Raw genomic sequence first — 14898 nt, 5'->3', positions numbered from 1 at the left:
GAAGCATCGGTCATGATTTCTCCCCTTCATCGAGCTCAGCCTCGGCTTCGGACTCGATTTTTTCACGGATGCGGCTTGCCTCGGCATCCGATACCACCGCGATGCGCCCGGTGACCTCACCGAGGTCCACGTCCTGGTGAGCGCCCAGATACGCATCGATCACGGCCTGATCCTCCATGACCGTCTCCGGTGGCCCTTCCGCGACGACGCGGCCCTCGGCCATGACGACCACCCAATCGGCGATGTGGCGCACCATATGCATATCGTGCTCGACGAACAGCACGGTCATACCGCGGTCCTTCAACCCGAGAATGTGATCGAGCAGGGACTGCGTCAAAGCCGGGTTGACGCCGGCCATCGGCTCGTCGAGCATGACGAGGTTGGGATCGCTCATCAGCGCCCGCGCCATCTCCAGCAGCTTGCGCTGACCTCCCGAGAGGGAGGCGGCGAAGTCCTTCTCCTTGGCATCGAGTTTGAACAGCGTGAGCAGCTCTCGGGCCTTGACCTCGATCTCGGCTTCCTTCTTGCGCCAGATCACGGGAAACAGGCTGGCCCAGAATTTTTCACCGGGTTGATCGGGGGAGCCGAGCTTCATGTTCTCCAGCACCGTCAGCAGCGACAGTGCCTTTGTGAGCTGGAAGGTTCGCACCTGCCCCATGCGGGCCACCTTGAACGACGGGATGCCGGCCAGGCTCTTGCCGTTGTATTCCCAGGTGCCAGCGTTGGGCTTGTCGAAGCCGCAGAGCAGGTTGAACAGGGTAGTCTTTCCCGCACCGTTCGGCCCGATCAGGGCGGTGATCGCGCCGCGGGGGATCTCGAGATGGTCGACGTCGACGGCGACGAGTCCGCCGAAGCGGCGCTCGATGGCATCCACGACGAGGATCGGGTCAACCTTGGCGACTCCGGGGACAGCCTCGCCCTTGGCCAGGCCCGTTGACTTCTGCCGTTTGACCGGCGTGCTTTCACTTGACAAAGGTCATCTCCCTCTTGTCTCCGAGGATGCCCTGCGGGCGGTAGATCACGATCAGCATGAGCGCGACACCAGCCAGGATCCAGCGGACGACCTCGGCCTGGGATGCCGTCATCGGCAGCAGGCCGTTGCTCGCCAGTTGTGGAAGCAGGTTGCCGAGGAACGCGAACAGCACCCAGAACAGCACCGCACCGAGAGTGGGGCCGAACACGGTGGCAGCTCCTCCGAGCAGCAGCACGGTCCACAGGAAGAACGTCAGCGATGTCGAATAGCTGCCGGGCACCACTGCCGAGGGCAGCACGAAGACCATGCCACCGGCAGCACCGATCACACCGCCGACGACGAGCGCCTGCATCTTGTAGGCGAAGACGTTCTTGCCCAGCGAGCGCACGGCATCCTCGTCCTCGCGGATGCCCTTGAGCACGCGGCCCCAGGGGCTGCGCATCAGGGCCCACACCAGCAGAATTGCGATGGCCAGCAGGATCAGGCCGAATACCCGGTCCCACAGTTCAGTGGCGTTGTACGTCCAGGGACCGAAGCCGTAGGTCCCCTCGGGGAACGGGTTCGCAGAGCGGAAGCTGGCGTGGTATCCGGTACGCCCGCCTGCCGCTCCCGTCCACTCCTCGAACAGCCTCGTCAAGAACAGTAGTCGCACCACTTCCGCTGTCGCGATCGTGGCGATGGCGAGGTAGTCAGCGCGCAGCCGCAGCGTCGGGATACCCAGCAGCAGGGCGAACACGGCGCCACCAAGGAGGCCGATGAGCATGCCGAGCCACCATGGTGCTCCGAACACGAGGACGGGAATCGTGTAGCCGTAGGCGCCCACGGCCATGAATGCCGCCATGCCGAAGTTGAGCAGACCCGCATAGCCGAAGTGCACGGCAAGCCCGGTGGCCGCCAGCGCGTACGCGATCGTGACGGGGCTGAAGATGTATGCGGCGGTGTTGCCGAAGATCGATCCGAAGTCCATATGTCAGCCCAGCCTTTCCTTGCGCCCGAGCAAGCCCTGAGGCCGCACCAGCAGGATCACGATCAGTGCGACCAGCGCGGTGGCGTACTTGAGGTCGGAGGGAACACCCAGCAGCGTCGAGACCTCGACGGCGATGCCCACGATGAGGGAGCCGATCAGAGCGCCGATCGCCGAGCCGAGACCGCCCAGGGTGATCGCGCAGAAGATCAGCAGCAGCATCTGCATGCCCATGTCCCACTTCACACCAGGCCGGAAGTAGGTCCACAGAACGCCGGAGATCGCCGCCAGCGCGCCGGCGACGATCCAGACGATGCGTACGACCTTGTCGACGTCGATTCCGGATGCTGCCGCCAGCTGTGGGTTATCGGAGATCGCCCTCGTCGCCTTGCCGATGCGAGTGCGGGTGAGGAAATAGGCCATGCCGAGGATGGCGGCGAGACTGATCCCCATACTGATCAGGTCGATGTACGACAGGGTGATCGGTCCGAACTGCATCGGCGTCGGGCTTGCCCCCGGAAGTTGATGGGTACCGCCGCCAACCATGTACTGCAGCACATATCGCAGTGCGAGCGACAGTCCGATGCTGACGATCATCAACTGCACGATGCCGAGGCCGCGTCGGCGCAACGGACGCCAGAGTCCGGCATCCATGGCTAAGCCCAGCGCACCACCGCCGATCACTGCGGCGATGAGACCGGCCCACAATGGAAGCTGCCAGAAGGATGTGAACAGCACCGCGACGACGCCACCCCAGGTGACCATCTCACCGTGTGCGAAGTTCGACAGCCTGGTCGTGCCGTAGATGAGGGCCGCGCCCATGGCGGCGAGCCCCAGCAGCAGACCGAAGTTGATGCCGCCCACCATGCGGGAGATCAGCTGATCGATGAAGGAGACCGTCACCCGCTCGCCCTCACCGAGGAACAGGTTGATGATCTTAGTTCCGGTGAGCCCGAACTCGGCTTCGAACGAACCGCTCGTGCCCTCGACCGCTGCGACGCCCTCGGGGAGTTTGGTCTGATCGACGATGACGCCCTCGGGCAGCGTGTCCTCATCGACGGCGAGGGTGTACTGCTCCTTCTCGGGCACGTACAACCGCCACTTGCCGTCGGCATCCGTTTCCGTCTTCGCATCGAAACCGTTGCCGTCCACAGCGACGGTGACGCCCTCGATCGGAGTGCCTTCGAAGGTGATGTTGCCGGCGAAGTAGAAGTCTGTCACTTCCTGGCCGTCGTCGGTCGTGTCTGCCACAGCCGTGCCGGACGGAATCCCGACCAGCACGAAGATGACTGTCAGCGCCGCCAGCAGCGCCCACAGGGTGTTCTTGGGGCGCTGAAGCGCCGATGATCTGAGTCCCACGCATCCTCCACATTGAGTGCCCTCGCGCAGCCGTCGGGAGGCTGTCGAGTGACGGACGTCGCACTGAGCGTAACGCGGACTTGGGTAAATGCGTACTAACTGTTTCCTGATCGCAATGCCGGGGGTGTCGCAGAGGCGGCGCTCGACCGGAATATTCGCGGTCTCCGCACGCTTAGAATTGGTACACCGCAACGCGCCTGCAGGAGGAGATTTCATGGACCAGCCCGATCCCTTCGGTTTCGTCGGACTCACATACGATGATGTTCTGCTCCTTCCCGGGCACACCGATGTGATTCCCAGCGACGCGGATACCTCTTCGCGGATCACCCGCCGCATCTCGGTTGCCACGCCCCTGCTGTCCAGCGCGATGGACACCGTCACCGAAAGCCGCATGGCAATTGCCATGGCGCGCGAGGGCGGTATCGGCATCCTGCATCGCAATCTCTCGATCGCTGATCAGGCCGCTCATGTGGATCGCGTCAAGCGCAGCGAGTCCGGCATGATCACCGACCCGATCACGACCACGACCGAGGCAACGGTCGAAGAGGTCGATGAGATGTGTGCGAGATACCGCATCTCGGGGCTTCCGGTGATCGACGACACCGGACACCTGGTCGGCATCATCACCAACCGCGACATGCGTTTCGTCAGCGGGCGTGAACGTCAGACCACCCTCGTCAAGGACGTCATGACCAGCGAGAACCTGGTCACCGCTCCCGTCGGTGTTCCGGCAGGAGAGGTCATCGCGCTGTTCGCGAAGCACCGCGTCGAGAAGCTGCCGCTCATCGATGACGACGGCAAGCTCGCCGGCCTGATCACCATCAAGGACTTCGACAAGAGCGAGAAGTACCCACTGGCCACCAAGGATGAGCAGGGCCGGCTGCGTGTCGGTGCTGCGATTGGATTCTTCGGCGACGCCTGGGAACGTGCGGAGGCGCTGCGCGACGCCGGTGTGGATGTACTTGTGGTCGACACAGCGAACGGGCAGTCCCAGGGTGTGATTGACCTCGTGCAGCGGTTGAAGGCAGACCCCACGTTCGAGCACATCGACGTGATCGGCGGCAACGTCGCCACTCGCGAGGGTGCGCAGGCGCTGATCGATGCGGGCGTGGATGCCGTCAAGGTCGGGGTGGGTCCCGGATCCATCTGCACCACTCGCGTTGTAGCCGGCGTTGGTGTGCCGCAGGTGACAGCCGTTTATGAAGCCTCGCTCGCCGCGCGTGAATCCGGTATCCCGGTGATCGCCGACGGTGGTCTGCAGTACTCGGGCGATATCGCCAAGGCGCTGGTCGCCGGGGCGGATGCTGTGATGCTCGGCTCGCTCCTCGCCGGAACCGACGAGTCGCCGGGAGAGATCGTCTTCCAGGCGGGCAAGCAGTTCAAGCAGTACCGCGGCATGGGCTCGCTCGGTGCGATGCAGACGCGCGGCAAGCAGACTTCGTACTCGAAGGACCGGTACTTCCAGGCCGATGTGCCCAGCGATGACAAGCTCATCCCGGAGGGCATCGAAGGACAGGTCCCGTACCGCGGTCCGGTTTCGGCAGTCGCGTACCAGCTCGTCGGTGGCCTGCGTCAGTCGATGTTCTATGTCGGTGCTCGCACGATCGACGAGCTCAAGACCCGCGGCAAGTTCGTGCGCATTACTGCGGCGGGGCTCAAGGAGTCGCACCCGCACGACGTGCAGATCGTCGTAGAGGCGCCCAACTACAAGAAGTAGCCCGCGGCGGATGCCTGGCCCGCTGCGGGAGGGGAGTCCGTCGCGGGGAGGTGTCGCTTCGCGCCGCTCGCGCTGTGGTGACGCGACCACTCGCGCCACCTCAGGAACCGGCGTAGCGTGCTGGCATGTGCCGCAACATCGTCCCGCTGAACAACCTGGAACCCGCCGCGACTGACGAGGAGTGTCAGGATGCCGCTTTGCAGTTCGTGCGCAAGGTCTCCGGCGCGAACGCACCCTCCCGCGCCAATCAGGTGGTCTTCGACCGTGCCGTCGCAGAGATCGCGCAGGCGACCCGTGTCCTTCTCGATGGCCTGATCACCACCGCGCCGCCGAAGAACCGCGAGCAGGAGGCGTCCAAACGCCGTGCCCGTTCCGCCGAGCGCTACGAGGCGATCCGCGTCTTCCAGGAGGAGAAGCGAGCTGCGCGCGCCACGACATAATCCTGTGATGTGACGGCGGATGACGGCCTCCTTCGCCGCAGGCCAGCGTCGCCGTTATCGTCGCGCTATGACTCTTCTTCAGGACCAGATCGCATCCGTCACCGACGTCACCGCAGCCGAGCGCACACAGCGCCTCACCGACGCGGGAACGGCGTGGAACGAACGCATCGCCGCGGATGCGACGAACGCCCAGCTCACCTACAAGGTCGTCGGCCGAGGAATCGGCTCGGTCGCGACTGAGATCCGCGCGGGCAAGCACCGTTTCCTCGTCGATGAACCCAGCGCTCTCGCCGGTGACGATGCGGCGGCCAGCCCCGTCGAATATGCGCTTGGCGCGCTTGTGTCGTGCCAGGTTGTCGTGTTCCGCCTCTACGCACAGGCGCTTGGGCTCACGATCGACGAGATCGAGATCACGGCCGAAGGTGACCTCGATGTGCGCAAGCTCTTTGGGATCGATGAGTCCGGTCGGGCAGGATTCCGAGACGTGCGTGTGAAGGTCGACATCACCGGACCCGACACGGCCGAGCAGTACGAGAACCTGCGCCAGGTCGTCGACGCGCACTGCCCCGTTTTCGACGTCTTCACGAATCCCGTGCCGACCTCCGGCGCGCTGGCCTGAGCCACGCGCGCTCGGGCGCCGCACTTGCGATCGGGTGCATCCGGATCGACAGGTGATGGCGCCTCCGCAGAGCTGATCGCCTGATCTGCTCGGCATATACCTGGCTCCGGCATCCCGTCTGCCCCTGCTTGAGGGGTCGCTCGTGGTCGCACCACGTGCAATGACGCGACCACGAGCGACACCTCTCGGACTTCGGCGTCATTCAAGGTGGCGCCTATTGCCACTTCACGCACGTGGGAAGCATATTGCGGGGCGGGTAGGCTGGACGGGTGAGCATGGACATCGAACTCGGCCGAGGCAAGCGCGCGCGTCGCGCGTACACTTTCGACGACATCGCGGTGGTGCCGTCACGGCGGACACGTAACCCCGAAGACGTCTCGACTTCATGGTCGATCGACGCGTATCACTTCGATACCCCGATCATCGGCGCTCCGATGGACTCCGTGGTCAGCCCGCAGACCGCGATCATGCTGGGCAAGCTCGGCGGCATCGGTGTGCTCGACCTCGAGGGTCTCTGGACCCGCTACGAGAAGCCCGAGCCGCTCCTCGCCGAGATCGCCTCGTTGCCCGCTGCCCAGGCGACGGTGCGGATGCAGGAGCTGTACTCCGAGCCGATCAAGCCCGAGCTGATCAAGTCACGTCTGGCGGAAATCCGCGAGGGTGGTGTTACGGTCGCGGGTTCTCTCACGCCGCAGCGCACGCAGGAGCTTTACGAGACCGTCGCAGCGGCCGGTGTCGACCTGTTCGTCATCCGCGGTACGACCGTTTCCGCTGAGCACGTCTCCAGCGTGGCCGAGCCACTGAACCTGAAGAAGTTCATCTACGACCTTGACGTTCCGGTGATCGTCGGCGGCGCTGCCACCTACACGGCAGCTCTGCACCTCATGCGCACCGGCGCCGCAGGCGTCCTCGTCGGATTCGGCGGGGGAGCAGCATCCACGACGCGAGCGGTGCTCGGCATCCACGCCCCGATGGCCACCGCCGTCTCTGATGTCGCCGCCGCCCGACGTGACTACCTCGACGAATCCGGCGGACGCTACGTGCACGTGATCGCCGACGGTGGCGTGGGCACGTCTGGCGACATCGTCAAGGCGCTCGCCATGGGCGCGGATGCCGTCATGCTCGGCGTCGCGCTTGCTCGTGCCACGGATGCTCCGGGCCGGGGCTTCCACTGGGGCCCGGAGGCTCATCACCCGCACCTTCCGCGCGGGCGTCGCGTCGAGACCCGGGGCATCGGCACGCTGGAAGAGATCCTGTACGGACCGGCGCCGGTCGCCGACGGCACAGCCAACCTCATGGGCGCACTTCGCAAGTCGATGGCCACCACGGGATACTCCGATCTCAAGGAGTTCCAGCGCGTCGAAGTTGTGCTTGCTCCATACGAACAGGCCTGACGAGTACTGCACGCTGTGACGACACCCCAGGAATTCCCACCGACCCTTCGCGAGGTCATGCTCCGTGCACGCTGGATCGGAGTGCTGATCGCGTGCCTGGTCGTCGCGGGGGTGTTCGCGTTCCTCGGGCAGTGGCAGCTCGAACGCGCGATCGATACTGATCCCGCCCCGGTGGGGATCACCGAGGATGTCCGAGAGCTCCGGGATGTGGTTTCTCCGGGGGAGTATCTGCCCGAGCCCTATGTCGGACAGCGAGTGGAAACCACCGGCACCTGGATCGCCGACGACTTTCTCGTCGTATCAGCGCGCTTCAACGACGACGTCGAAGGGTATTGGGTGACCGGCCAGTTGCGTGTCGCCGAGCGCACTTCGATCGCCGTGGCGCTGGGGTGGGCTCCGGATCAAGAATCAGCGGATGCCGCGGCATCCGTTCTTGAGCAGACGATTGCCGGCACCGAATCGACGGTCCTGGGCCGCATCATCTCGGATGAGGGCACGGCATTGCCGACCAAGGACGACCCGCACTCGATGAACAGGATGTCTCCGGCCATGCTGTTGGGGCAGTGGCACGACATCGAGGAACTGTCGGTCTACCGGACCTATCTTGCTGCTGTGGATGCTCCTGAGGCACTGATCGATATCGTCTCCCCGGCACCGGAAGAACTCGCCACAGTCAACTGGCTGAACGTCTTCTACGCCCTGGAATGGGCTGTTTTCGCGGGCTTCGCTTTCTACATCTGGTATCGCTTGGCGAAGGATCGCTGGGAGCTCGAAGTCGAGGAGTTCGAGGAACGCGCGACCGCCGCTTGACGAGCACGTTTTACGGTGACGCGGTGGTGGCCATTCGGCGAACACCATTGAGGATGTCGGCGGGGAGCCATATGCTCACAGCTAGGCGCCTGAATCACACATAGATGTGTGTACTGGGGGACGCCTCTTCGTGTGCCTCACGACGGCGCGCGAAGTTCTTGAGTCGACGTCGAGGAGAACTACCGCAATGATGTCTGTTCCTGACTGTGCAGTGCCGAGCACAGGATCATCCTTTTTTCACAGTCGGGGACGCCGCGCGGCCCTCGCTGTCATCGCGACTGCGGCTCTCGCCTTCGGTGGGCTTGCTGTAGCTCCCGCTTCTGCCGCAACGCAGTCGATCGCCGCTGTGCAGGGCACCGGCGAGTCTTCGCCGCTTGTCGGCCAGACAGTCACGGTCGAGGGCATCGTTACCGGCGACTATCGTGTCGGCGGCTACGCGGGCATCTCGATTCAGACCGCGGGAAGCGGTGGCGAGACGGATGCTACGCCCGGGGCATCCGATGGCATCTTCGTCTACCTGAACAACCTCGCACCCACGCTCGAAATCGGCGACCTCGTCACGGTGACCGGCGTCGTCTCGGAGAACTACGGTCAGACGCAGATCGCACCCGCCGCTGAGCAAGACGTCGCCGTCGTGACTGCGGCGGTCGGCGTGCCTGCGGTGACACCGCTCCCGGACTCGGTGATCGGCACGGATCGTGAAGCCTACGAGAACATGTTCGTGTCCCCTTCGGGCACGTACCGCTTGGCATCCAGTCACCAGCTCTACAACTTCGGAACGCTGTGGCTCAACCCTGGAGAGCTGAACGTCAAGAGCACCGAGACCACGCGACCGGGCTCGGATGCCAATACGATCGCCGCGCAGAACCGCGCCGAACGCATTCTGCTCGATGATGGCTGGAACTCGCAGGTCGTGAGCAATGCGCACCCGGGCGAGCAACCGTACTTCACCACCGACACGACAGTGCGCAACGGTGACGTCGTCTCCTTCGCTGAGAACGGCTATGTGCTGCAGTACGGGTTCGACGACTGGCGGCTGCAGCCCGTCATCGCCATCGATGACTCGAGCGATGCAGCGTACAAGGCCACGTTCACGACCGAGAACCCGCGCAGCGACACCGCACCCGACGTCGGCGGTGACGCGCAGATCGCCGCGTTCAACGTTTTCAACTACTTCACGACACTGCGCAGCGAAAACTCGGAAGCACGCGGTGCGGCGAACGCGGAGAAGTTCGCGATTCAGAAGTCCAAGATCGTCACCGCGATCAGCGGCCTCGGCGCAGATGTCGTCGCGCTGATGGAGATCGAGAACTCCATCCACTTCGGCAAGCCGGTCGACACCGCTGTCGCTGATCTGGTTGCCGGGCTCAACGCCGCAGCAGGCTCCGAAATCTGGGGCTATGTACCGACCCCGGTCGCCCTGCAGGACACCGCGACGACAGATGTCATCACCAACGCGATCATCTACCGGACGGATGCCGTCACCCCCGTCGGTGACAGCGCCACGGTCATCGACGAAGAGGTGTGGGACAACGCTCGCGAACCGATCGCGCAGACCTTCGACATCGACGGAAAGCTCGTCTCGGTGGTCGCGAACCACTTCAAGTCGAAGTCGCCGCCGGAGGAAGGCGGGGACGAACCAGCCGACGGCCAGGGCTTCTTCAACGAAGACCGCACCGCTCAGGCACAATCGTTGCTCGGCTTCACGCAGACGTTGGCTGAGAGCAGCGGCAGCGACAACGTCCTCCTGCTCGGCGACTTCAACGCCTACGCCCAGGAAGACCCGATCGATGTCTTCGCCCAGGCCGGCTGGACCGATCTGGTACCGGCGCAGGCTGCCGGTCAGTACACCTACACCTTCGACGGCGAGCTCGGTTCGCTCGATCACGCCATCGCGTCGCCCGCGCTGGCGGCATCGGTGACCGGCACCGGCGTATGGACGATCAACTCGCCCGAGTGGAGCGACCGCGGCTATTCCTTCGGCGCCGCTGAATCCGGCACGCCGTTCCGCTCCAGCGATCACGATCCGGTGGTTGTCGGCGTCTCCAGCGCCGTGCCGCCGGTGAGTATCGACGTCGTCACGATCAACGACTTCCACGGTCGCATCGAAGCGGACGGAGCAACTGCAGGAGCCGCGGTTCTGGCGGGTGCTGTGCAGTCGGTGCGCGATGCGAACGCGAACACGGTGTTCGCGGCAGCCGGTGACCTGATCGGGGCATCCACTTTCACATCCTTCATCGCTGACGACAATCCGACGATCGACGCTCTCAACGCCGCGGGGCTCGATGTCAGCGCCGCCGGAAACCATGAGTTCGATCAGGGCTGGGAAGACCTGCGCGACCGCGTGCAGGACCGGGCGGACTGGGAGTACATCTCCTCGAACGTGTTCCTGACCGAAACGGGTGAGACGGCGCTCGCTCCGGCCTGGGTCTCGGAACTCGATGGTGTGAAGGTCGGCTTCATCGGCGCGGTGACGGAAGAGCTCGAATCGCTCGTCGCTCAGGAGGGAATCGCAGATCTCGAAGTTCGCGACATCGCGGAGTCCGTGAACGCGGTCGCCGATGAACTCACTGACGGTGATGATGCAAATGGTGAGGCCGATGTGCTGATCCTGCTCGTCCACGAGGGCGCGACGTCGACCGACGTCGCCAGCATCACCCCGGAATCGGCTCTGGGCGAGATCGTCGCGGGCGTGAACGACAAGGTCAGTGCGATCGTCTCGGCGCACACCCACCTCGCGTATAACCATGTCATCGACGGTCGACCCGTTGTCTCGGCCGGTCAATACGGCGAGAATTTCGGTCTGATGAACCTGCAGGTCGACGCCAAGTCGAAGGAACTCATCTCGATCACCAACGAGATCATGCCTCTCACCGATGAGGAGGGGGCCCCGTTGTATCCCGCTGTGCAGGACGTGCAGGACATCGTCGACGCGGCTGTCGCCGAGGCCGATGTGCTCGGGGCAGAGCCGGTGGGCGAGATCACGGCCGACTTCAACCGTGCGCGCCAGACGGATGCTTCAGAGAACCGCGGCGGCGAATCGACGATCGGAAACTTCGTCGCAGATGTGCACAAATGGGCGACGGACGCGGACCTCGCGCTGATGAACCCGGGCGGTATCCGCACCGATTTGACGTACGCCTCCTCGGGAACGGCTGACCCGGACGGCAACGTCACCTTCCGTGAGGCCGCCACCGTGCAGCCGTTCGCGAACACTCTGGTCACTCTCGACCTCACCGGCGCTCAGCTCAAGAGCGTGCTCGAGGAACAGTGGCAGCCGGAGGGCTCCAGCAGGCCGTTCCTCAAGCTCGGCGTCTCGGAAGGGGTGCAGTACACCTACGATCCGACGGCAGCAGCGGGGGAGCGGATCACCTCCGTCACCCTGAACGGTGAGGCGATCGATGCTGAGGCTAGCTATCGGGTTGCGGCGAACTCGTTCCTCGCATCCGGCGGCGACAACTTCACCACGCTGGGTGACGGTGCGAACCAGGCCGACACCGGCAAGAGCGACCTATCTTCGATGGTGGAGTGGTTCGATGCCAACGGCACGGCAACACCGGATCTTGCGCAGCGCGCGGTGGGCGTGGTGATGAGCGCCCCGGATGCCGATGGCTACAGTGCGGGAGATGAGGTCACACTTGATCTTTCCTCGCTGGCCTTCACCGGTGGTGACGCGGCTCCCGGCGACGTCACGGTTTCGCTCGGGGAGTCGGTGCTGGCAAGCGCTGCGGTCGACTCCACGCCGGTAGACACCACCGATGAAGCAGGTCGCGCCAGCGTGACCTTCACCGTTCCCGAAGATGTCTTCGGGGCTCAGGAGCTCACCGTGGCGACGGCTGAAGCCGGCACGAGTGTGCAGCTTCCGATCATGTTCGCTGACGCACCGGATGCCCCGGACGCACCAGGAACCATCAAGCTCGGCGCGACTTCGGTCGTAGCCGGCGGCACCCTGGTCGTCAGCGGTGAAGGGTTCGAAGCCGGCCTCGAGCTGGTGCTGGAACTGCGCTCTGCACCGGTGCAGGTCGGCACGGTGACGGTCGCGACAGACGGAACGTTCAGCACCACCATCACGGTGCCGAAGAACACGGCAGCAGGCAACCACACGCTCGCCGCCATTCAGCCCGATGGTGCTGAAGCGACGGCGACACTCGTGGTGACCGCGGCTCCTGGCGGCGGCGGACAGCTGCCAGGAACCGGTGCGGATTCCACTCCGTACATCGTGATCGGCGCGATTCTGCTGCTGCTCGGCGCCGGGTTCCTCGTGCTCCGACGCCGCCGCAACGTCGGGGAGATCGAGGACACCGAGAGCTGACCGAACGCGCGAAGACCGGTGGGAGTGATCCCGCCGGTCTTCGGCGTTCGTCCACCCCAGGCACGGCTAGACTGGACTTCATGCTTGAACCGAAAGTCGCCTCATTCCCGAAGATCCGCGGGGCGCTGACGTTCTACCAGATCGCGTCGATCATCACCGGCGTCATGCTGCTTCTGCTGCTGGCCGAGATGATCTTGAAGTACAGCCCGATCCACGTGGAACTCTTCGCCGGTGGCGATGGTGGCCTTCTCTGGTTTGCGCCGGTCATCGTCGGCGACGGATGCCAGTGGTACTCGCTGTTCGTCCCGGGCGGGATGGGCTGCGAGCTCGATTCGACGGGGCAGACAGCGGGCGGTGCAAACCTCTCGCTCTTCATTCTCGTGGCGCATGGCTGGTTCTACGTCGTCTACCTCTTCGCCTGCTTCCGCATGTGGAGCCTGATGCGTTGGCCGTTCCCGCGGTTCATCGTGCTCGCCCTGGGCGGCATCGTGCCCGTGCTCTCGTTCATCATGGAGGCGAAGGTCTCCCGTGAGGTCAAGGCCTACCTCGTATCCCGTGAAGCAGCGATCGCTGCTGAATCCCAGACCCAGGAGGCAGCGCGATGAGCGCAGACACCGCCCAGCGTCCCGTCCTCGTCGTCGACTTCGGCGCCCAATACGCACAGCTCATTGCGCGACGCGTGCGCGAGGCTGGCGTTTACAGCGAGATCGTTCCGCACACGGTCACCGCCGCTGAGATCAGCGCGAAGAACCCCGTTGCTCTTATCCTCTCGGGCGGTCCCTCCTCGGTCTACGACGAGGGCGCGCCGTCGCTGGACAACACAATCTTCGAACTCGGCGTCCCGACACTCGGCATCTGCTACGGATTCCAGGTCATGGCGCGGGCTCTGGGGGGCGAAGTGGCCAACACCGGTCTTCGTGAGTACGGCGCCACCGACGCGGTCATCGCCAACGACGGTGGCGTGCTGATGGGCGGCCAGCCGAGCACCCAGAACGTGTGGATGAGCCACGGCGACCAGGTCTCCCGTGCCCCCGAGGGCTTCGAGGTGCTCGCATCCACGGCAGATACTCCCGTCGCCGCATTCGGCAGCGCAGAGAAGTGCTTCTACGGCGTGCAGTGGCATCCCGAGGTCAAGCACTCCGATCACGGCCAGGCGATCATCGAGAACTTCCTCCACAGGGCGGCCGGGCTCGCCGCGGACTGGAACAGCGGCAACGTCATCGACGAGCAGGTTGCGCGCATCCGCGCGCAGGTCGGCAACGCCCGTGTCATCTCCGCGCTCTCCGGTGGCGTCGACTCGGCTGTCTCCACGGCTCTTGTGCACAAGGCGATCGGCGACCAGCTCACCGCCGTGTTCGTCGATCACGGACTTCTTCGCAAGGGTGAGCGCGAGCAGGTTGAGAACGACTACGTCGCATCGACGGGTGTGCGCCTGATCACGGTGGATGCCGCAGACACGTTCCTCGGTCACCTCCAGGGTGTCACCGACCCCGAGCAGAAGCGCAAGATCATTGGCCGCGAGTTCATTCGTGCGTTCGAGAAGGTGCAGTTGGACCTCGTCGCCGAGGCCAAGGCGTCCGGCGAGCCGGTGAAGTTCCTTGTGCAGGGCACGCTGTACCCCGACGTCGTCGAGTCTGGCGGCGGCGCGGGAACCGCGAACATCAAATCGCACCACAACGTCGGCGGTCTTCCCGAAGATCTCGACTTCGAACTCATCGAGCCGCTGCGCACCCTGTTCAAGGACGAGGTGCGCCAGATCGGCCGCGACCTCGGTCTTCCCGAGGCGATCGTCGGACGCCAGCCGTTCCCCGGCCCTGGCCTCGGCATCCGCATCGTTGGTGAGGTCACAGCCGATCGCCTGGAGATTCTGCGTGAAGCCGATGCCATTGCTCGCGAAGAGCTGACCAAGGCCGGCCTCGACAACGAGATCTGGCAGTGCCCGGTCGTACTGCTCGCAGACGTCCGCTCGGTCGGCGTGCAGGGCGACGGCCGCACCTACGGTCACCCGATCGTGCTGCGTCCCGTCTCCAGCGAGGATGCGATGACGGCTGACTGGACGCGTCTGCCCTACGACGTGCTCGCCAAGATCTCGAACCGCATCACCAACGGTGTGCGCGACGTCAATCGTGTAGTGCTCGATGTGACCTCGAAGCCCCCGGGAACCATTGAGTGGGAGTAGGCGCGAGCCGCTTCCGCTTTAGCAGGCACTGTTCTCGCAGAACAACACGAATTTCGCAGGTTCCTCGGCAGCTTCTGCGAGATTAGTGCTGTTCTGCGATATCTCAGCGCGAAAAACTTTCTGCTCTGTGT

11 protein-coding genes are annotated in these 14898 nt (G+C 64.4%); 8 read left to right on the top strand and 3 right to left on the bottom strand.

Going from position 1 to position 14898, the window contains the following annotated elements; translation table 11 throughout:
• Nucleotides 1–10 precede the first annotated feature (10 nt).
• The 3 genes from ACSU1L_RS13510 to ACSU1L_RS13500 are packed head-to-tail and all read right to left on the bottom strand — an operon-like array spanning nucleotide 11 to nucleotide 3296.
• Nucleotides 11–973, bottom strand: a complete 963-nt coding sequence (locus ACSU1L_RS13510; RefSeq protein ID WP_438253136.1) for an ABC transporter ATP-binding protein — start codon at nucleotides 971–973, stop codon at nucleotides 11–13.
• On the bottom strand, nucleotides 963–1940 hold the full coding sequence (locus ACSU1L_RS13505; protein WP_438253137.1) for a branched-chain amino acid ABC transporter permease: 978 nt from the start codon (nucleotides 1938–1940) through the stop codon (nucleotides 963–965). The genes ACSU1L_RS13510 and ACSU1L_RS13505 overlap by 11 nt, the downstream gene beginning before the upstream one ends.
• 3 nt (nucleotides 1941–1943) lie before the next feature.
• Nucleotides 1944–3296, bottom strand: coding sequence for an ABC transporter permease subunit (locus ACSU1L_RS13500; RefSeq protein ID WP_438253138.1), 1353 nt, complete (start codon nucleotides 3294–3296; stop codon nucleotides 1944–1946).
• Nucleotides 3297–3510: 214 nt separating this feature from the next.
• On the opposite strand from ACSU1L_RS13500, the gene guaB reads away from it, so the two are divergent.
• The 8 genes from guaB to guaA all read left to right on the top strand — a co-directional run bounded on the left by guaB (nucleotide 3511) and on the right by guaA (nucleotide 14767).
• The gene (guaB, locus tag ACSU1L_RS13495) at nucleotides 3511–5013 is read left to right on the top strand and encodes an IMP dehydrogenase (RefSeq protein WP_438253139.1); all 1503 of its coding nucleotides are present in this window, start codon (nucleotides 3511–3513) and stop codon (nucleotides 5011–5013) included.
• A 125-nt stretch (nucleotides 5014–5138) separates the two neighbouring features.
• Nucleotides 5139–5453 carry a DUF2277 domain-containing protein gene (locus ACSU1L_RS13490; protein ID WP_439256125.1) on the top strand — a complete coding sequence of 105 codons (315 nt, stop codon included), beginning with the start codon at nucleotides 5139–5141 and terminating at the stop codon, nucleotides 5451–5453.
• Between the two features lie 67 nt (nucleotides 5454–5520).
• On the top strand, nucleotides 5521–6072 hold the full coding sequence (locus tag ACSU1L_RS13485; RefSeq protein ID WP_439256124.1) for an OsmC family protein: 552 nt from the start codon (nucleotides 5521–5523) through the stop codon (nucleotides 6070–6072).
• A gap of 275 nt (nucleotides 6073–6347) precedes the next feature.
• Nucleotides 6348–7466 carry a GuaB3 family IMP dehydrogenase-related protein gene (locus ACSU1L_RS13480; RefSeq protein ID WP_438253687.1) on the top strand — a complete coding sequence of 373 codons (1119 nt, stop codon included), beginning with the start codon at nucleotides 6348–6350 and terminating at the stop codon, nucleotides 7464–7466.
• Nucleotides 7467–7523: 57 nt separating this feature from the next.
• A complete protein-coding gene (locus ACSU1L_RS13475) occupies nucleotides 7524–8276 on the top strand; it encodes an SURF1 family protein (protein ID WP_439256123.1) in 753 nt (250 codons plus the stop codon).
• 187 nt (nucleotides 8277–8463) lie between these two features.
• The gene (locus ACSU1L_RS13470) at nucleotides 8464–12588 is read left to right on the top strand and encodes an ExeM/NucH family extracellular endonuclease (protein WP_439256122.1); all 4125 of its coding nucleotides are present in this window, start codon (nucleotides 8464–8466) and stop codon (nucleotides 12586–12588) included.
• An 80-nt stretch (nucleotides 12589–12668) separates the two neighbouring features.
• A complete protein-coding gene (locus tag ACSU1L_RS13465; RefSeq protein WP_438253145.1) occupies nucleotides 12669–13193 on the top strand; it encodes a DUF3817 domain-containing protein in 525 nt (174 codons plus the stop codon).
• Nucleotides 13190–14767 (top strand): glutamine-hydrolyzing GMP synthase, encoded by a 1578-nt coding sequence (gene guaA / locus ACSU1L_RS13460; protein WP_439256121.1) that lies wholly within the window; start codon nucleotides 13190–13192, stop codon nucleotides 14765–14767. Before ACSU1L_RS13465 ends, guaA begins: the two co-directional genes overlap by 4 nt.
• Nucleotides 14768–14898: the final 131 nt, after the last annotated feature.

The organism is Microbacterium sp. A94, from assembly GCF_051842855.1.
Classification (GTDB): domain Bacteria; phylum Actinomycetota; class Actinomycetes; order Actinomycetales; family Microbacteriaceae; genus Microbacterium.
The sequence above is the reverse complement of the archived record's forward strand: the minus strand, read 5'-3'. Positions and strand labels throughout refer to the sequence as shown.